This window comes from Acidobacteriota bacterium (assembly GCA_016716905.1).
In the GTDB taxonomy this organism is placed as follows: domain Bacteria; phylum Acidobacteriota; class Vicinamibacteria; order Vicinamibacterales; family SCN-69-37; genus SYFT01.
The window spans coordinates 1880848-1899891 of record JADJUS010000004.1 but is presented as its reverse complement, the minus strand read 5'-3'; the positions used below and the strand labels follow the sequence as shown (position 1 = coordinate 1899891).

Sequence of the window (19044 nt, the reverse complement as noted above, 5' to 3'; positions counted from 1 at the left end):
TCAGGCGCCCGCCCCCATTCGGGTCGTACGCGTGCGCGCGAAGGTGCGCGTCATCGCCGATGAGAGCACCACCGTCAGTGAGGACACGGGCATCAGCACGGCCGCAACTAACGGGCTCACCATACCGGCGACCGCGAGGGACGAGGCCGCCGTGTTGTAGAAGATCGAGAAGGCGATGTTGCGGCGAACAACACCGCGAAGGCGCCGTGCGCCGGCGAGCACCTCAAGCAGCGGCGCCACACCCTCACGAGTGAGCACCACGTCGGCCGCCATCATCGACGCCCCGGTGCCCCCGTGGACCGCCACACCGACATCGGCGAGCGCGAGCGCGGCCGCGTCGTTGACGCCGTCACCAACCATCACCACCGTCCCGGTGCGTGCGGGACGCGCGGCCAATGCCGCGACGATGTCGCGCTTGGCTTCGGGGGTGAGCCCACCCTGCGCATCCTCAGGCGCGAGGCCGAGGCGCGCCCCCAGGGCGGCCACGATGTCCGGGTGATCGCCCGAGAGGATGCGGACGTGGATGCCGCGCGCACGCAGCGCCGCAATGGTGGGCACGGCGTCCGGGCGAATGGCATCGCCGATGCCGGCCACGCCAGCGACCTGGCCATCGATGGCGACATACACCGGGCTGAGGCCGGCGGTCACCATGGCGGCAGCCGCGCCCGCCACCGCCAGGGGCAACGCGGCGTTCGACGATGAGGCGAACGCCAGAGTGCCCACGCGAACGTCGTGGCCGTCAACCCGGCCGGCGATGCCAAACCCAGGCGACTCGACGGCGTCGTGAACCGTTCGGACGATTTGCAGAGCACGTCCGCTGGATGCCTGAAAGGCGCGTGCCACCGCGTGGGACGACTCGGCCTCGAGCGCCCGCGCCAGCTCGAACACCGACGAATCGCCGTGCCAGCGCGCCACGGTGGCGCGACCCTCGGTCAGCGTGCCCGTCTTGTCCAGCAGGACCGTCTCAACATGACGGAGTCGTTCGAGCGCATCGGGGTTCTTGATGAAGATGCCGGCCCTGGCGGCGCGCGTGAGCGCCACCGACATCGCGAGTGGGACCGCCAATCCGAGTGCGCATGGGCACGAGACCACGAGCAGTGCCACCACTCGCTGCATGGCCACCCAGGGCCCATAGGCCGCCCAGGTCACCGCGGCCGTGAGCGCCGCCACCACCAGCAGCACATGCACAAAGCGCCGCGCGAGCCGGTCCGTGGTCTGCACCAACGCCGGCTTGTGCGACAGCGCGTCCTGCACGATGGCGAGCAGGGCGCCCACGCGGGTGCGCTCTCCGGCGGCGTCAACCCGAACCACCAGACGCGCGCCAAGATTGGTGGCGCCCGCTGTGACGGTGTCGCCCTCGCGCACGGTTTGCGGTGTGGCTTCGCCGGTGAGCACGGCGTTGCTCAGTGACGACCGCCCGTTGAGGATGACGCCATCAACCGGAATGAGATCGCCGGACCTGACCTCGACGCGGTCTCCCGGAGCGAGCGCCGCCAGGGGCACTTCAATCACCGGTGCATCGGGGCCGTCGCCGTCGAACCGGCGCGCAAACTCGAGGAAGGCGACGTCGCGAAGGCTGTTGGCGCGCTCAACCGCAGCACGGTGCGCCCCGCGCTGCAGCACGCGGGCGCCCAGCAGGGCAGCCACCAGCATCGCCAGTGAATCAAACCAGAGAGGGCCGTGGCCCGTGACCGTATTCCAGGCGCTCGCCGCGGCCGCCACAACAAGGGCCACGGCGATGGGGAGGTCGATGTGGACCAGGCCCATGCGGAGGCCGGCGATGGCCGTCTGGAAAAATGGCCGCGCCGAAAACGTCAGCACCGGCACGGCGATGACGAGCGAGAACCACCTGAAGAACGTCTCGTAGGGCGATGCCATGCCCGAGGACTCGCCGGCATACAGGGCGCCCGAGACGAACATCAGGTTCATCGCACACGCGGCGGCCACACCGAGGCGGGCCACCATCCGGCGATCTTCATGGCGCGGTTGTTCAGGTCCACGCCCAAGCCGCTGCAGGTGCGGCGTGTAGCCCAGGCGGTCCAGTGCTTTGCTCACCGTCGACAGCCGGGTGTGCGCCGGGCGCCACGTGACCTCGGCGACGCCGGTGGCGTAGTTCAGCCTGACCTCGTCAACCCCGGGCAGCACGGCCGGCAGCTTTTCCACAAGCCACACACAGGCCGCGCACTGGACGCCCTCAAGGTACAAACGCGTGCGCTGGCGGTCAGGACCGGCCGCGATCGTCGCTTCCCCCTGCGCCCGCGCGTCATCAAAGTCTTCGAAGCTGCGGCCGCTGACCCTGGCAGGTTCAAGCGCCGCCTGCTGCCGGTGCACGAGCCGGTAGTACTGACCGAATCCCCACTCGCGCACGAGGGTATAGACCTGGCGGCAACCGTTGCAACAGAACTGATCCGATTCCTCCGGACGCACAAGTCCCGGCGGCACGGACAGGCCGCAGTGTGCACAGGCGACGCCCGGAGCCGACACCGGCTGTTGACCGCGTGCGGTGGTCATCGCGTGACCCCACCCGCGGACGCATCGGCGACGATCTGCATCCGCGCGGCATGTACAAATCGCAACGCCTGCTGGGAGGCGTCGAGGCGCATCTCCCACTCGCCGGATTCGTCGAGCCGCACGAGAGTGCGGTATCGACCGGGCTGATTGGGGATCGCCGAAAGCGCCCCTTGCTGATTGAGCCGCGAGTCGGATGGACGCAGGGCCAGCAGGCGGCCGGTCAGGTCCGCCACCGGGACGCCGGTGCGGTCGGCCACCGAGATGTCCACGGGCCTCGGCATACCGCGCAGGTAGGGCACGTTGGCCGGCAGTTCATATCGCACGGTCCAGCCCAACTGCCGGCTCGCGTCTTGTTCGGCCTCGCTGGCGTCCCACGCACGGGCCGCCTCGTAGTAGCCCTGAATCGGGCGTGGCGAATCAGGGCGGGTGGCGATCCACACCAGCACGCCGCTCGACAGGACGGACATCGATAACAATCCGCCGATGAAGATCGGCCACCGGTAGTCGGAGAGCACCCGTGCGAACTTCATCGGTGGTCTCCCTGGTCAGAGGGGCCGAGCAGCAGGAACTCGATCTCCTTGCGGAATCCCCGGTCGGACGTCACGACATAGCGGACCGTCGCCTGGCCATCGTCAAACATGGCTGCCGGAATGGTCGTGACGGCATTGACGGTCACCACCCGCTCGGCGGCCACAATGATCGGCGATTCGCTCAGAACGAGCGTCGCGCCGTTCGCGCCATCGACGACCACGTCAAAACGCTGTGTCTCGTCCAGTTGGCTGGTGAACCGGATGCGCTGCTGATTGGCGATGTCGCCCGACGGCAGGATGCGGTAGGTCTCGCGCCCGCCGCGACGGATTTCCACCAGGGCATCCGCGCGCGTGAAGACCAGGGCGCCCAGGGTGCCCCATGCCACGGTGAGCAGCGCCAGATACGCGAGGTTGCGCGGGCGCCAGAGCCGGCGTTGTCCGCCCTGCTGCTCGCGTTCAGAGGTGAACTTGATCAGTCCGGTCGGTTGGCCCAGTTTGCGCATCACCTCGTCACACGCGTCCACACACTGCGCCGTGCCGATGCACTCCACCTGCAGGCCGCGCCGGATGTCGGTGCCGGTGGGGCACACGCGCACACACGCGCCGCAGTCCACACACGCGCCGGAGATTTCCACGCCCAGCCTGAACTTCGGCGCCAGCCGAGGCTCACCGCGGGCCTGGTCGTAGGCGACAAGGAGCGTGTCGCGATCGGCCAGCACATTCTGCAGCCGGCCGTAGGGGCACGCGATGGTGCACATCTGATCCCGGAACCAGCCGAAGTCAAACAGGATGAGACCCGTGACCGCCGCCATGGTGATGATCGCGCTGGTCCACGCCGCCGGCGCCGAGACAATGCCGCGCACCAGCGGCGACCATCCGGTGAAGTACGACACAAAGGTTGCGGCCATGAGCACCGCAAGTACGGACCACAGAAACCACTTGAGCGACTTGATGCCAAACTTGCGAAGACTCCACGGTTCCTTGTTCAGCCGCAGTTGCCCGGTGGCTCCGCCCTCGACCAGTTGCTCGATGGGCCTGAAGAGAAACTCCAGATAGATCGTCTGCGGACAGCCAAAGCCGCACCACACGCGGCCAAACGTGGACCCGACAAAAAACACCGTGACCACCACGCCAAAACCGAAAGCGGCAAGCAGCAGGTTGTCTGTGGGATGAAAGGTGCCGCCGAATACGTGAAACCTGCGCGTGGCGAGGTCGAACAGAATCGCCGGGTACTCACCGACCGTGATGTGGGGAAGGACGAAGAACAGCACCACGAGCGCCACCGCAATGTTGCGGCGGATCTTCCAGTACCGTCCCTTGCTCACCACCGGGTGGATGTACCGGCGATGGCCGTCGGCCGAGATGCTGAACAGCAGCTCGTCCGGGGGCGCGGTGTCGAAGATGCGCTCGTGCGGGGTGCTCATCTATTGCCCCTTGATGGGCTCCGCCACAAAGAGCGTGCCCTCGGGCGCACGGCCGTTCGGCGGTCGCGTGCCCTGCAGGCTCCGCACATAGGAAACCAGCGCGCTCAGTTCCTCGGGCCGCAGGGCGCGTCCCCACGGCGGCATGCCCTTGGCCGGCGATCCTTTGGCAATCGTCTGGAAGATCTGCTCGACTGACCCGCCAAGCAGCCAGTGTTCGTCGGTGAGGTTCGGTCCGATCAGGCCCTGGGCCTGGGCGCCGTGGCAGGGCGCGCACGATCGGGAAAACCGCGATTCGCCCGCGCCAACCACCGCGGCGTTGGTCGCGCCGGCCAGCAGGGCCTGCGGGGATGGTGGCACGATCGGGTTCGCGTCAAAGTACGCCTGGATCTCGGTCGTCGCCGCCGTGGCTTGCGCGCGGTACTCCGCCTCCAGCGACCCTTCGCCGAAGCTCAACGCATAAAAGAGGAGATAGCCGGCGGCGAAGATGAGGGACCCCCACCAGATCGCCATGAGCCAACCCGGCATCGGATTGTCGTATTCGCGGATGCCGTCGAGTTCGTGCAGGACTTTGTCTTCGTACTTCGCCATGGTCGTCTCACACTTTCTCGTCGTCGTCGAGAGGGAGCCGTGCGCGGGCGTCGAGGTCGGCGGCGGGTGACCGGAATGCCCGCACCGCCACCACCACGTACACGGCGATAAAAAACAGCATGGAACCCACGGCCCACATGCTTGCGCCCGAGCCGGCTGTCAGTTCCTGGAGCATCAGCGACCTCCTCCCGATGGTGGTGGTGTGATGAGTGATGGGGCAGAGAACGGCGCCTGTGTCTCGACACGTTTCCAGCGGATGTCGGTGCCCAGGCGCTGCAGGTACGCGGTGAGCGCAAGGATTTCCTTGTCAGCCAGACCCTTCGGCCCCTGCTGCGATTCCACTTCTGCGGCAATGGCCCCCGCCTGCGCCTGCATCGCCGTGATGGCATTTTCGAGTTCGCCGTCGGTGTAGGGCGCGCCGAGGGTGCGGAGCACCTCGAGCTTGCGCCGGATCAAACTCGTGTCAAACGTGCGGGTGAGCAGGTGTGGATACCGGGGCATGATCGACCCCGGTGTGGTGGAGTCTGGCCGGTCCATGTGACGCACGTGCCACAACGACGGGTACTTGCCACCGACACGGTGCAGGTCCGGGCCCGTGCGTTTGGAGCCCCACTGGAAGGGCCGGTCGTAGATGTATTCGCCGGCCTTGGAATACTCACCGTAGCGTTCGGTCTCATACCGGAACGGGCGGACGAGTTGCGAGTGGCAGTTGTAACACCCCTCACGCACGTAGATGTCACGGCCGACCACTTCGAGCGGCGTGTAGGGCTTGACGCTCGCGATTTCCTTGACGTTCGACTTGTTGAAGAACATCGGAAGTCCTTCAACCAGCGATCCCACTGACAGGGCCAGGACGGTGAGCACCGTGAATGTCACCGTGCGCCGTTCGAGCACGCGGTGGAAGCCGTGACGGGTGGCGTGTTGCAGGCGATAGAGCGCGTAGTCGTACGTGTTGGCCGGCGTCACCGCCCCGGGCGCGGCATCGTCGTTCACACGGGGTGGGGCGTGGACTTCAGGTTCCACCGCGTAGTCGGCCGGCGCGGTCTTGATGGTCTTGAAGATGTTCCAGCACATCATCAGCAGGCCGGCGAAGAACAGGAGCCCGCCGCCCAGGCGCACCCAGTACATCGGAATGATGCGGACGACCGTTTCGATGAAGTCGGGGTAGGTCAGGCGGCCGTCGGGTTCAAACGCGCGCCACATCGCCCACTGTGTAAGGCCGGCCACCCACATGGACACCTGATAGGTGATGAGGCCCACGGTGGACGTCCAGAAGTGCGCGGTGGCCAGGCGCGTGGAGTACAGCTGCGTCTTCCAGAGGCGGGGAATGGCCCAGTAGAGAATCGCGAATGAGAGAAACGCGTTCCAGCCGAGTGCGCCCGCGTGCACGTGGCCGATCGTCCAGTCAGTGAAGTGGGAGACGGCGTTCACCGACTTGATCGACATCATCGGCCCTTCGAAGGTCGACATGCCGTAGTAGGTGATGGCCACCACCATGAATTTGAGGATGGGGTCTTCGCGTAGTTTGTGCCACGCGCCTCGAAGCGTGAAGAAGCCGTTGACCATGCCGCCCCACGACGGCATCCAGAGGACGAGCGAGAACAACATCCCCAGGGTCGATGCCCACTCGGGGATGGCCGAGTAATGCAGGTGGTGCGGACCGGCCCAGATGTAGACAAACACCAGCGACCAGAAGTGCATGATCGACAGCCGGTAGCTGAAGACCGGGCGCTCGGCGGCCTTGGGCAGGTAGTAGTACATCAGGCCGAGAAATGGCGTGGTCAGGAAAAACGCGACCGCGTTGTGGCCGTACCACCACTGCATCAGCGCGTCTTTCACGCCCGCATACGCTGAGTAGCTGCCCAGCCACGAATACGGCAGCACCATGCTGTTGCCGATGTGCAGGATCGCCACCGCCACAATCGTGGCGATATAGAACCAGATGGCGACGTAGAGATGCTGTTCGCGCCGGATGGCGATGGTGCCGAAGAAGTTGATGGCGAACGTCACCCAGAGCACTGCGATAACGATGTCGAGGATCCAGGGGAGCTCGGCGTATTCCTTGCCTTGGGTGTTGCCCGTCACCAGCGCGACGGCGGCGGCGACGATGAGGAGTTGCCAGCCCCAGAAGTGGAAGGCGGACAGGCCGTCGCTGAAGAGGCGCGTCTTCAGCAGGCGCTGCATCGAGTGGTAGGTGCCGGCAAAGATAATGTTGCCGCAGAAGGCGAAGATGACCGCGTTGGTGTGGAGCGGTCGCAGCCGGCCGAAGGTGAGGTACGGCGCGAAGTTCAGCGCGGGAATGAAGAGCAGGGCCGCGATGAGCACGCCCACCAGCATGCCGACCACGGCCCAGACCACGGCCGCGAGAAAAAATCGTCGCGGCGTTTTGTCGTCGTAGCGGACTGTCTCGCCCATTGCCTCGCCCTGTCTGCGAGCGGGCCGCCGCGCCGGGCTCGTTCCAGGGGCCACAGGCGCACGACCAGGCACACGTCCCGACGCCGCAGAACGGCACACCTCAAGGTGCAACCTGGCGCTCGTCGATGGCCTTGCATAGCAATCGCCATTCCACCCGGGCGACTACTGGATTCGTTGAGTAAATTCGCAGGGAATTGCCGTACAGCCCCGTTCGGGCTGGGGAATATTCCCCGCGGTCGGGGAATGCCGCAGGGGGCCCGGAAGCCCATCCTGCGGCCTGATACCATCTGCGCTCAGATGACTCATACCTTGGTGCCGCCACTCGTTCGTGGTCGCTGGTGGGGCCCCTTGTCATTCGCGGTGGTCCTGCTGCCGCTGGCGGCGCGCCTGGTCCCGTGGCCTGAGCTGGCGACGGTACTGAGGTGGGCGCAGCACGGCATTGTGCTGGCCGGACTCACCGTCTATGCGAGACACGGAATTCGGATGAGGCGTGGCGTGTGGACGGCCCAATCCTGGCGCTGGTTCCTGGCGTCGGTGGTTGTGTCGCTGGCCGGTGTCGCCCTGATGCTGGCGGTTGCAGCCGGCGTTGACAACGGCTGGGCCTGGATTGGGGAACGCCGATCGACACACCGCATGGTGGTGGGCTTGTCGGTCACCGCCGCCGGCATAATCGGCGTGGCGATGTTCGCGGGGGCCATGCACAGATTCGCGAGCGACGACCCAGTCAGTCAGTACGATTCGCGATTGTCACGTTTGTGGCGCCGCGTAGCTGGGTGTACCTGAACAGCCGCAACTGCGCTGCCTAGGCGTCCCCCCCCCCCCCCCCCCCCCCGCCCCCCCCCCCCCCCCCCGCCTGACCCCCCCCCCCCCCCCCCCCCCGGCCCCCGCCCCCGCCCTGGACCCTACCGGCTCATCGTGAACGGAAAGAGCCGGTTGCCCAGCGCCGACGTCCACATGTTGCCCGTGGCGGTTCGGGCGTTCACCACGGTCCCGGCGAAGTGGAGGTGGCCGTCGCCAAAGTCAACGTCGATGATGAAGGTCGGTGACGTATAGGTCCCGCTCACCGAAGGACTCCGGTCGTAGCCGTCGCTGTAATCACCGCGGAGTGTGGTTCCGGTTTGTGTCAATACGAACCGGAATGGTGCGTTGGGATACGTTCCTGTGCCGGTCCAGGTGCCGGTCAAGTCGGACATGGTCGGGCTGGGAGCGGTGGGCGAGTCTTGATCACATCCCGGCGTGGCCACACACGCCAGTGCGAGAACAACCATCGAGATGAGCCGCATATTGCGCCTCCATTTCCATCTTATTCCTGTCGGTCCGCGGCTACAATCCCCGGATGCACAAGCGAGTCGCACTCTGTGTTCTCTTTGTTACGGCAGCAACGGTCAGCGGTATCAACGCCGCACAGCAGTCGCCCCTATCGGCAGACATCGATCGCCTGGTGGCGGCATCACAGCCGCAGCTGATCGAGTGGCGACGCCACCTTCACGAACATCCGGAACTCTCAAACCGCGAGGTTGAAACCGCAAAGTACGTCGTCGCGCAGCTGCGCGCGATGGGGCTGGAGCCGCAGACCGGGATCGCGCGTCACGGAGTGGTGGCGGTGCTCAAGGGTGGACTGCCGGGGCCGGTGGTGGCCCTGCGAGCGGACATGGACGGCCTGCCCGTGCGCGAGGAAACCGACGTGCCGTTTGCCAGCAAGGCCTCGGGTGAGTATCAAGGCAACCAGGTGGGTGTCATGCATGCGTGCGGGCACGACACACACGTGGCGATGCTCCTGGCAGCGGCGAAGGTGCTCACTCAGGTGAAGGACCGGCTGCCAGGGACGGTGAAGTTCATCTTTCAGCCCGCCGAAGAAGGCGCACCGACCGGTGAGACGCCCGCAGGCGCAGAGGCCATGATCGCGGCCGGTGTCATGAATAACCCGAAGGTGGATGCCGTCTTCGGGCTGCATGTGTTCGCGAACATTCCCACTGGACAGCTCACGTATCGCTCGGGGCCGTTCATGGCCGCGTCGGATACGTTCGAGATCGTGGTGCGCGGCCGCCAGACTCACGGCGCCACGCCCTGGCGCGGCATCGATCCCATCGTCGTCGGGTCACAGATTGTGATGGGGCTGCAGACGATCGTCAGCCGCGGCGTCGACATTACGGCGCTGCCCGCCATTGTGACCGTGGGGCAGTTCCAGGCCGGGGTGCGCAACAACATCATTCCAGACAGCGCGAAACTTGTGGGAACGATTCGGACGTTTGACGACGCGGTGCAGACGGACATCCATGCGAAGGTCACGCGAATCGCCGAGAACATTGCCGAGGCCGCGGGAACGACCGCGCAGGTGACCATCACCAAGGGGTATCCCGTCACCAGCAACGAGCCAGCGCTGACTGCCCGGATGCTGCCAACACTGGAGCGTGTGGCACCAGGTGCGGTGAAGGTGTCGGAGTTGATTACCGGCGCTGAGGACTTCACGTACTTCCAGCGGCAGGCGCCTGGCCTGTTCGTGTTTTTGGGTATCACGCCGCCGGCGCAAGTGGGGAAGGCGCCGCAGAATCATTCACCGCTGTTTGTGGTGGACGAAGCCGCGCTGCCCACAGGTGTGCGAGCGCTCGCGCATCTGGCGGTGGACTACCTGTCGGGGAGGAAGTAGATGGCTGAACTCAAGACAAAGGAGACGCGGGCGTCAGTGAAGGCGTTTCTCGATCGCATCGAAAATCCCCAGGTCCGTGAGGATTGTTACGCCATTGCCGCGCTGATGGAGTCGGTCACCAAAGAGAAGCCGAAGATGTGGGGCACCGCAATCGTCGGCTTCGGCAGCTATCACTACGTCTATGCCAGCGGCCAGGAAGGCGACTGGCCGACGACGGCCTTTTCGCCGCGCAAACAGGCGATCACCGTCTACATCATGCCCGGCTTCGAAGGGCACAAGGACCTGATGTCCACGCTTGGCACGTATTCGACCGGCAAGTCGTGCCTGTATTTCAAGCGCCTTTCCGACATCCACGTGCCGACGCTGAAGAAGCTCATCAAGCAGTCGCTGGTCGAGCTGAAGAAGGTCATCCAGGCCCGAAAAGCCGCCGCACGGAAGGCGTGAACTTATGGCCACGCGTGCGGGCGCCGTACTTCTGCTCACCCTGGTTTCAGTGGGACCGACCGCCGAACACCAACCGGCCTCGGGGCATCCCGGGCTCGAGGCGGTGATCGACGCCGTGCTGGCCCGTGGAGGGCGGGGCGGCGCCACGACTGCAGCCCCGGCGCCGAATCCGACCGACGTACTGGCGCGCTTGCGCGCGATCGATCCCAAAGAGCTGTCGTTCGACGAGCAGATCGATCGGCGATTCGCGGAGACCATTCTCATTGGCCGGCTGGTGGCGGCGCCGGCTGGCAAGCCGATGGGGGAGGCGGCCTACTCGCGCATGCTTCGCGAGCAGCACTTGCTGCCGTACGACGCCGCTGGTCTGTGGACATATGCGCAGTCGCAGTTTGACGCCACCGTGCGGGAGCTCGAGGCGCTGGCTCGCACAATCGACCCGAAGAAGAGCTGGCGGCAGATCGCCGACGAGGTGAAGCAGGACCATCCAGAGCCGATGCGGATGATTGAGGCCCACCAGGAGATTGTGGACAAGGCCCGCGCGCATCTTCTGGCCAAAGAGCTGATGACGTTGCCGGTGCGCGAGACCTGCACGGTGGTCCGGCGCGTGCCAACGGCCGGAAACAACCCCTATTACGGTAGCTTTTCCGGGGCCACTGCGCGGCCACCTGCTGAGGACGGAACCTTGCGTGGTGAATGGCACATCAACCCGTTCGACCCCACCTGGGACGCGGTACGTCAGCGCGACTACCTGACCGAGCACGACTGGGGGGTGATCTACGTCACCGCGCCGCACGAGACCTATGGCGGGCATCATGTGCAGATCCTCTACCAGATGCAGAATCCGAGGCGCCTGCGTCAGCGTCAGAGCACGTCGATGTTTTCGGAAGGCTGGGGCCTCTACAACGAGCAAGTGTTTCAGGAGACCGGCTTCCTGCCCAATGAGCGTCTGCACGTGCGCCAGCTCCAGCTTCGGCTGTGGCGGAACGCCCGAGTGATTTACGACGTCGGGATGCAGACCGGCCGGATGACCCGCGACCAGGCCATCACGCTGATGACCGACCGCGTCGGATTCCTTCGCTGGGCTGCCGAGTCAGAGGTGGACTCGGCGCTGGCCCGGCCTGGTTATTTCATCGGCTATTTCATGGGCATGTCCGAAATACTGAAGATGCGCGAGGAGTTCAAGCAGCGCCTCGGTTCAGCATTCACGCTCAAGGATTTCCACGACCGGTTGCTGCGGATTGGCAGCATGCCTCCCGCGTTGGTGCGCGAAGCGCTGATGCACTCGCTCGTGACGGGGTGACCTTTGGACCGCGTGATGCGCGTTCCCGCTGTTGCGATCGGGTTGGCAATTGCGGCGGTCACAACCTGGGGATGTGGAACGCTGGACCGCAGACCGCAGATCTCCAGCGAGCCGCCGCTTGAGGCCCCGGCCGCTTGGTTGGACCTGCCAGACTCCCCATTCGCGGTGTCCCACATTGGACCACGAGCGGTTCTGGTGAATCGAACGGGCGTGGATATCTCGACGGTTTCAGTCGGCTGTGTGGCAGAGCTGAATGGGCGTGTCGGTGTGGTCGCTCCACTATGGATTCAGGAGGTGACGCACGGCGGTCGGACTTACGACCGGCCCTTGACCGGGGTACTCGAAGACATCTCGAGGCTCTACAGGGCTCCGGAGTTGTTTGCGCCGTCGAGCGTAAGGCCGCCGCGTCCGTGCCCAACCGGTTCCTATGCGTCCATTACGCAGGCCAGATCACGCGCGGACTTCAAATGGTCTGCCGAAGGCACGCTGTGGCCCAAGGGGCCTCCGCACGATACAAGGAACACATGGCGGGTCAGCACGAAGACCCGGCCAACGTTCGAGTACGCGAGTACCTCAGGGTGCTTTGATATCGACGTCTACGCCGCCAACAAGACCAACACGGAAATGCTGTGGGTCCGGCTTGAACTCAATCGCAAAAAGCTGCCAACCGAGAGGCGCCCTCTCGTGGTGAACTTGGCCGACCGTTTAGCGAGCGGCAGAGTTCAGATACACATGTATCAGACCGATAGGCATGATTGGCTGTGTAGCGATGTGTCCTATTGGACCTCGGAACAGCCGACGACGTGGATACCTCGCCGCGGCATCCTGACTGTATGGGCCGACCCGCAGGCGAAGGACTTCGTCGAATACCCGGTGACCATTCGAATCGACGATGTGGAGTTTGTGGGGCCGGGCGGGGCCACAGTTCGACCGCCAGGACGGCTGCAGATCAAGGCAGTGGCAGGCGGAATGGTTGGGGGGAACTCAGGACTCTGAACCCCGGGACGCTGGACCCTGGGCGAGGCCTACGCCACTTCGAGCACGAACTCGACCCTGACGGCCTCGTACGGAAAGACGATCTGGCCGTCGTCTGTGCGATCGATGACGCCCGCGTTGAGCAAGGCGGTGACTTCGCCATGGACGGCTTTGACGTCCCGGCCGACGCGTCGCGCTGCTTCGCGAATCGACACCGGTCCGGCACCGCAGAGAACCTTCAGCAGTTCCAGACGCTTCGCGGTGAGCACCCTCCAGAGCAGCTCCGGCGATGCAAAACTGATTCGGGCGGATGTGTCAGCTTTCCGATTGCGCCAAGCCCGTGAAAAATCCTTCATCGCCTGATCCGCAGGGCGCACGTCAAGTGTGACGGTTTTCATGGTTCCACCTCATGATGTCGCGCTGAAAGTCCGCAAGCAACTCGTCGGACGTCGTGAACGTGTATGCGTTCTCACGCTTGTTGTAGTGCCGGTGGTCGCCCTTGCCGGCCCCGTTGTCGTACCGGACCACGCATCTTCCACCGACAATGTACGCGAGGCGATACTTGAATTCGTGAGTCGAGCCGACAACCGGCGTTGGCACACGCCACAACACCAGTTCCGCGAACGCATCCTCCGCCAGCACGACACGCGTGCGAAGGAGCGCGGTCGCCTTCATGTTGGAGAGAATACCAACATAAATAAGTGTTGTCAATTACACCAACACGACCGCGCACCTGGCAAGAGGTGTGGGCCCGATTTTCCGGTCTGCGGGAACGCCAGTTAGGGGTTATCATCGGCGCCATGCCTTGGAAGTGGTACGACATCAGCAGCTATAAGGTGGCGGTGGGGGCTCAATCGGGATCAACGGAGCATGGCAGCCTGCAATTGAGCGGCGTGAACTTCTATGCGTCGCTGAAGTTCCGGCTGAGCGGACCGCTTCCTGCGGCCACAACGTCCGTCATGGGAAGCGAGCAGCGGTTTTACGGCTATCTCGACTTCGAGCAGATGTCTGTCATGGTTGACGTGCTGAGGAACGAGTCGCCAGTTCGCTTCGGCTTCGTGGATACGTCGCCGGATCAGTTTCACATGATGACCGGCACGAACGAGCCGGTCGGCCAAGGCGAATAGGCCCGCTCGGACCCTCACCGACAACCTCGATGCCGCTCGACCTCGCCTTCGCGCGCTCGCAATTTCCCGCGCTCTCAGACGATGAAGGCTCATGGATCTATCTCGACAACGCCGGCGGTTCGCAGGTGCTTGGGCCGGTTGCCGACCGGGTGCGCGATTACCTGCTGACTTCGAGCGTTCAAACTGGCGCCAGTTACGGTGTCTCTGCGCTGGCCTCGGAGCGTCTGTACGCCGGCCAGTTGGCGGTCGCTGAACTCGTCAACGCGTCCAGGCCGGAAGAAATCGTCTTCGGCCCCTCGTCCACGGTCATGATCCAGACCCTGGCGCGCGCCATCACGCCTGCGTTGTCGCCAGGCGACGAACTGGTGGTCTCGATGATTGACCACGAGGCCAACATCGGACCGTGGCTCGCGCTCAAGGCGCATGGCATCGTCGTCCGCCCCTGGCAACTCAATCGCGAGACGATGACGCTGGAGGTGTCTGACCTCGAGCTGTTGATGACACCACGCACCAGGCTTGTGGTCTGCACGCAGACGTCGAACATCTTCGGTCAGCTGATTCCCATCGCGGCGGTCACCGCGTGCGCGCATCGTCACGGCGCGGTGGTGTGTGTTGATGGCGTGGCCTTCGCTCCGCACCGTCTTGTGGACGTGCGTGAGTGGGATGTGGACTACTACGTCTTCAGCCTCTACAAGGTCTTCGGCCCGCACCATGCCGTGCTGTACGGCAAGTACGACCGCCTGCTCGGGCTCGCGAACCTGTCACATCACTTCGTGCCGATGGACAAGATCCCGGGAAAACTCCAGCCGGGGAACCCCAACTACGAGCTGTCGTACGGAGCCACGGCCATCCCGGAGTATCTGGTGGCGCTGGGTGAACGGTCTGGAGCCACGGCCGGCGCGTCCCGCCGCGCACGCATGGCGGCCGCGTTCGACGCCATCGCGGATCACGAGTCGCTACTGGCCGAGCGGCTGCTGGGCTGGCTGCGGGGGCGGCACGACGTGCGCGTCATCGGGCCCGCGTCCTCCCAGCGCTCGGTTCGTGTGCCAACCATCAGTTTCGTGGTTGACGGCATTGACTCGGAGCGCATCGTCCGCGCGATCGATCCCCTGCGCATTGGTATTCGCTTCGGAGACTTCTACTCGCGGCGCTTGATCGAAGACCTGGGTCTGGCAGCTGGACACGGCGTCGTGCGCGCGTCATTCGCGCACTACAACACGGTGTCCGACGCCGATCGGCTCATCGCCGGTCTGGAGCAGGCGCTGCCACGGACCCGCCGGAAACGGTCGGAGGTGCCCAGGCGTAAGGAGCCCGTATGACCCAACCCGCCCGACGTGCGATGGCGCTGTTGCTCTGTGCGGCGGGCGTGAGCCACGTCGTCGGGGCGCAGTCCCAGGGGTATCCGCTGCCGAAAGGCACGAACGTTCTCATCGGCCGCGTCATCGATATCGGCACCGATCGACCCGTGGCCGGCGCCACGGTGACCCTGCTGGGCAACTTCGACGCAAGCGGCAAGCCCGTTCAGGTGCTCCCGCGCGACGCGTCGGCCTCCACCAACGCGGGCAAGAACGTATTCACCACGTCGGAGGGGTACTTCGTCTTCCGCGAGCTTCCCGCCGGGCGCTACTTCATCGCCATTCGCGCCTTCGGGTACCAGAACAACGACTATCCGCCGAACGTGGTTGAAGTGGTCAAGAGCTCCTCACCTGCATCGACAGAACTCTATGTCTGGAAGCACGGCGCCATCCGTGGGCAGGTGACTGACGACAAGGGCGACCCCGTCGTGGGCATGCCGGTGTATGCACTGCGCAGGCAGGTGATTGCGGGCAAGGTGTTTGTGCAGCAGCAGAGTGAGGGCGTGACCGACGACCGCGGCGTCTATCGCATCTCCCTCCTGCCACCGGGCTCCTACGTCGTCGGCGTCTTGCCCACCGTTACGTCCGTGCCCGCGAACCTGGCGGGGGAACTCGATGCCCGGGCGGCGAACCCGCAGTCTGCCTTTAACCTGACGTCGGTTCTGATTCGGGGAGGCGTCAGCGCGCGCGCAGGCGAAGGTCAGCGCCTGGGCGACAGCGTGCTGCAGCGCAGCGGACCGGCGCTGCCGCTCTCGCCCAAGGGTGAACCCCTGGGCTATGCCAACACGTATTACCCCGGCACCGGGAATCCGGATGACGCGACGGTGATTGCGATCGGGTCGGGGGAGTCCCGCGACAACGTGGATGTGACGGTGCGATTCGCGACCACCGTCACGGTGTCAGGAATGCTGATGGGCCCGAGTGGGCCGATGGCGAGCGTGGCCGTACGGTTGCACCCCGCCGGTATCGAGCGATCCAGCTACGACACGCCCGGGAGCACCCAGGGGATCACCGATGGTGCCGGCGTGTTCGCCATCGCGGGCGTCATGCCCGGCGAGTATCAGGCGAGCGCCGCATACAGCTACGGCGATGACCGCGCAGGTGCGGAGAACATCTCCTTGTGGGCTCGAACACCGATCAGTGTCGGAGAGGAGTCGATTGCCGGCCTGACGTTGACGATGCGGCCGGGGGTGACCTTCAGCGGCCGCGTGGTCTTTGAAGGCTCGGCCGATCCGGTCCCACCAATGGAGGGCACCATCCCGGTGTTCCTGCAGCCGGCCGGCGCCACGCTCTGGCGCTCATTTCCGGCACGGGTCGCTCCCGACGGGACCTTTACCTCCATCGGTGATCCGCCTGGCCGTTACATCCTCAACGCGTATTCGCCACCGGGTTGGTCCGTCCAGACGTTGACGCTCAACGGTAACGAGCTGGTGGACGACCTGATTGAGATCGGCGATCGAAACGTGAGCGGCCTGGTGCTGACGTATTCGCGGATCGCTACCCGAATTGCCGGCACGGTATCCGGCGTCACCGGCACGACGAACCCAGGCACCGATGTCTTCGTGTTCTCCGCAGACGGCGCGGCGTGGCGCGAAGGCCTCTTCGCCACCCGTCGCGTGCGGCGCGTGAAGATGACGTCCGCCAGGACCTTCGAAGTGAGCGATATGGCTCCTGGCGAGTACTACATCGCGGCTGTGAGCACGAAGCTCACTGGCAACTGGCAGACGCCGGAGTTCCTGGAACGACTCACCGCCGGCGCCACGCGCATCACGATCGCCCCCAAGGAGCAAAAAACTCTCAACCTGAGCGTGATCACGCCGAGGGCACGATGAAAGGGGGCTTCGGAGGCCGCATCTTTAGACTGGCCGCCGCGTTCTTCGGAGGCCGGGTCTTCAGACCCGGCGAAACGATGATCCGCGCATGGATCATCGTGGCAGTGTGCGTGGCTGCCAGCGTGGCCGCGGCTGCAGCGTGGCAGCAGCGCGATTCTACGATCACTCCGCGCATCACGTCAGGCTCCAGCACGCTTGCAGGCCGCGTCATGAGCGAAGCCGCGATGCCGCAGCCCATTCGTCGTGCCACCGTGCGCCTGGAAGGGGAGGCGGGCACCAGCGTGCGGCACATCGGCACAGACGATGAGGGGCGGTTCGTGTTCGATCGATTGCCGGCCGGCCGCTACACCGTGTCTTCCACCAAGCCCGGGTGGGTGACAACGTTCCATGGCGGGGCGGTGCCGGGGCGTGGGCCGGGAATTCCGGTGGCGGTGGCGGAAGGCGCGCGAGTGGATCTGGAACTCAGTTTGTTGCCGGGAGCTGTCATCACGGGCTTCATCACGGACGCGTACGCGCGGCCGGCGACTGGCGTGACCGTGGCCGCCGTGAACGTGCGCGGCGGAGGGGCGTTGCCGGCGCGTGCGATCACGGATGACCGTGGCGTGTATCGCATCTTCGGCTTGGCGCCTGGCGAGTACGCGGTGTCGGCGCTCCCACGCTTGCAGCCCGCGTCTGAAGGGCGCGGCGGGCCGTCGATGGGCGCGGTGTACGAAGTGAGCGAGGCGGAACTTCAGTGGGGGCGTGCCGGTGGCGGCGCCGGTCGCGAAGGCGGTGGGCCTGCGCCGGGCCGACTCCTTTCGTATGCGCCGGTGTTCTTTCCTGGCACGACGGATGCTTCGGCTGCGGCCACCGTCAAGGTGGCGAGTGGGGAAGAGCGGTCGGATGTGAACCTGGCGCTGACGTTGCTGCCGATGGCGCGCGTCAGTGGACGGCTGCTCGACAAGAACGGTGCGGCGGTCACGCCGGCGCAGGTGATGCTCTATCCGCGCCGTGGCGATCGCGAGATGCCGGTGGATGTGCTGGTGTCATCGGGCGCGTTGGTGATGCCGCGGGCGACGGTCAATTCATCGGGCTTTACATTCACCGGTGTGGCGCCTGGCGACTACACGCTGGTGGCCCGAACGGGCGCCGGCACTCGAGGCACCGCGCCGCCGCCAGAGAACGCACCGGCGACTCTCTGGAACGTGACTGACCTCCGCGTTGATGGTGTCGATCGATCGGACGTGCATTTGACGTTGCTGCCGGGACCGGCCGTGTCTGGCACCATGGCGTTCGAGGGGAGTACGCTCGCACCGCCCACCGATCGCAGCAGCATTCAGATCACCTTTCAACCGGTGCAGCCTCTGCCCGGCATCACGGCCTCGCCGCGCGCGGTGATGCGCCCTGAGGGCACGTTCCGGTTCGCGGGCGTGCCTCCGGGGACGTTCGTCATTCGCGGCCAGCCACCGGCGGCCGCCGCCGGTCCGAAGTGGGTGCTCAAATCTGCGATGCTCAACGATCGCGATCTGGCCGATCGCCCCTTCGTCGCGAGCCCCGCGGAGGTCGAGTTCCAGAACATGACGATCACGTTCACCGATCGTCCGTCGCAAGTCTCCGGCCGCCTCATCGACGAGTCCGGCCAGCCCGTGACCCGCTATTCGATCGTGGTGTTCACCACCGACAAGACGCTCTGGCTCCCCGGCGCCCGCCGCATCATCCACGTGCGCCCCGCCACCGACGGCGCGTTCACGGTGGACGGCCTCCCCAGCGGCGAATACGCCATCGCCGCTGCGGAGAACCTGGACCCCGCGGACCTCGCCGTCCCCGCGTTCCTCGAGCAGCTCCTCGCCGCGTCCCACAGGGTCACGCTCGCCGACGGCGAGCGCAAGGTGCAGGACCTCAGAGTGAAGTAGCCCG

General features: G+C 65.4%; 18 protein-coding genes. 9 read left to right on the top strand and 9 right to left on the bottom strand.

The features are described from left to right. The 6 genes from IPL75_12505 to ccoN are packed head-to-tail and all read right to left on the bottom strand — an operon-like array spanning window position 1 to window position 7468. A complete protein-coding gene (locus IPL75_12505) occupies window positions 1–2511 on the bottom strand; it encodes a heavy metal translocating P-type ATPase metal-binding domain-containing protein (GenBank protein MBK9241059.1) in 2511 nt (836 codons plus the stop codon). Beyond that, window positions 2508–3041 carry a FixH family protein gene (locus IPL75_12500; GenBank protein MBK9241058.1) on the bottom strand — a complete coding sequence of 178 codons (534 nt, stop codon included), beginning with the start codon at window positions 3039–3041 and terminating at the stop codon, window positions 2508–2510. Before IPL75_12500 ends, IPL75_12505 begins: the two co-directional genes overlap by 4 nt. Beyond that, window positions 3038–4465, bottom strand: a complete 1428-nt coding sequence (gene ccoG / locus IPL75_12495; protein MBK9241057.1) for a cytochrome c oxidase accessory protein CcoG — start codon at window positions 4463–4465, stop codon at window positions 3038–3040. The genes IPL75_12500 and ccoG overlap by 4 nt, the downstream gene beginning before the upstream one ends. Further along, complete coding sequence (locus IPL75_12490; protein MBK9241056.1) at window positions 4466–5053, bottom strand: c-type cytochrome; 588 nt, start codon at window positions 5051–5053, stop codon at window positions 4466–4468. 7 nt (window positions 5054–5060) lie between these two features. Continuing rightward, the gene (locus IPL75_12485) at window positions 5061–5228 is read right to left on the bottom strand and encodes a hypothetical protein (GenBank protein ID MBK9241055.1); all 168 of its coding nucleotides are present in this window, start codon (window positions 5226–5228) and stop codon (window positions 5061–5063) included. After that, window positions 5228–7468, bottom strand: a complete 2241-nt coding sequence (gene ccoN, locus IPL75_12480; protein ID MBK9241054.1) for a cytochrome-c oxidase, cbb3-type subunit I — start codon at window positions 7466–7468, stop codon at window positions 5228–5230. The genes IPL75_12485 and ccoN overlap by 1 nt, the downstream gene beginning before the upstream one ends. Before the next feature lie 297 nt (window positions 7469–7765). On the opposite strand from ccoN, the gene IPL75_12475 reads away from it, so the two are divergent. Continuing rightward, window positions 7766–8251, top strand: coding sequence for a hypothetical protein (locus IPL75_12475; protein ID MBK9241053.1), 486 nt, complete (start codon window positions 7766–7768; stop codon window positions 8249–8251). A 119-nt stretch (window positions 8252–8370) separates the two neighbouring features. Here the strand turns inward: IPL75_12475 and IPL75_12470 are convergent, their stop codons facing one another. Continuing rightward, on the bottom strand, window positions 8371–8736 hold the full coding sequence (locus IPL75_12470) for a hypothetical protein (GenBank protein MBK9241052.1): 366 nt from the start codon (window positions 8734–8736) through the stop codon (window positions 8371–8373). Window positions 8737–8804: 68 nt separating this feature from the next. Here IPL75_12470 and IPL75_12465 point away from each other — a divergent pair, with 68 nt between their 5' ends. The 4 genes from IPL75_12465 to IPL75_12450 all read left to right on the top strand — a co-directional run bounded on the left by IPL75_12465 (window position 8805) and on the right by IPL75_12450 (window position 12855). Then, window positions 8805–10115 carry an amidohydrolase gene (locus IPL75_12465; GenBank protein MBK9241051.1) on the top strand — a complete coding sequence of 437 codons (1311 nt, stop codon included), beginning with the start codon at window positions 8805–8807 and terminating at the stop codon, window positions 10113–10115. Continuing rightward, window positions 10116–10559 carry a DUF1801 domain-containing protein gene (locus tag IPL75_12460; GenBank protein MBK9241050.1) on the top strand — a complete coding sequence of 148 codons (444 nt, stop codon included), beginning with the start codon at window positions 10116–10118 and terminating at the stop codon, window positions 10557–10559. A gap of 4 nt (window positions 10560–10563) precedes the next feature. Beyond that, window positions 10564–11859: a DUF885 domain-containing protein gene (locus tag IPL75_12455; protein ID MBK9241049.1), complete on the top strand. Its 1296-nt coding sequence runs from the start codon at window positions 10564–10566 to the stop codon at window positions 11857–11859. 732 nt (window positions 11860–12591) lie between these two features. Next, window positions 12592–12855, top strand: coding sequence for a hypothetical protein (locus IPL75_12450; protein ID MBK9241048.1), 264 nt, complete (start codon window positions 12592–12594; stop codon window positions 12853–12855). A 29-nt stretch (window positions 12856–12884) separates the two neighbouring features. Here IPL75_12450 and IPL75_12445 read toward each other — a convergent pair whose 3' ends face one another. Together IPL75_12445 and IPL75_12440 are read right to left on the bottom strand one after the other, a co-directional pair. Further along, a complete protein-coding gene (locus IPL75_12445) occupies window positions 12885–13232 on the bottom strand; it encodes a DNA-binding protein (GenBank protein ID MBK9241047.1) in 348 nt (115 codons plus the stop codon). Then, window positions 13213–13509, bottom strand: a complete 297-nt coding sequence (locus IPL75_12440) for a hypothetical protein (protein MBK9241046.1) — start codon at window positions 13507–13509, stop codon at window positions 13213–13215. Before IPL75_12440 ends, IPL75_12445 begins: the two co-directional genes overlap by 20 nt. A gap of 125 nt (window positions 13510–13634) precedes the next feature. Here IPL75_12440 and IPL75_12435 point away from each other — a divergent pair, with 125 nt between their 5' ends. From IPL75_12435 to IPL75_12420, 4 genes are read left to right on the top strand one after another with little or no spacing between them, the layout of a single operon-like run. Further along, a complete protein-coding gene (locus IPL75_12435) occupies window positions 13635–13961 on the top strand; it encodes a hypothetical protein (GenBank protein MBK9241045.1) in 327 nt (108 codons plus the stop codon). A gap of 29 nt (window positions 13962–13990) precedes the next feature. After that, on the top strand, window positions 13991–15280 hold the full coding sequence (locus IPL75_12430) for a cysteine desulfurase-like protein (protein ID MBK9241044.1): 1290 nt from the start codon (window positions 13991–13993) through the stop codon (window positions 15278–15280). Further along, the gene (locus IPL75_12425) at window positions 15277–17148 is read left to right on the top strand and encodes a carboxypeptidase regulatory-like domain-containing protein (protein ID MBK9241043.1); all 1872 of its coding nucleotides are present in this window, start codon (window positions 15277–15279) and stop codon (window positions 17146–17148) included. The genes IPL75_12430 and IPL75_12425 overlap by 4 nt, the downstream gene beginning before the upstream one ends. Further along, complete coding sequence (locus tag IPL75_12420; protein ID MBK9241042.1) at window positions 17145–19040, top strand: carboxypeptidase regulatory-like domain-containing protein; 1896 nt, start codon at window positions 17145–17147, stop codon at window positions 19038–19040. Before IPL75_12425 ends, IPL75_12420 begins: the two co-directional genes overlap by 4 nt. Window positions 19041–19044 lie beyond the last annotated feature (4 nt).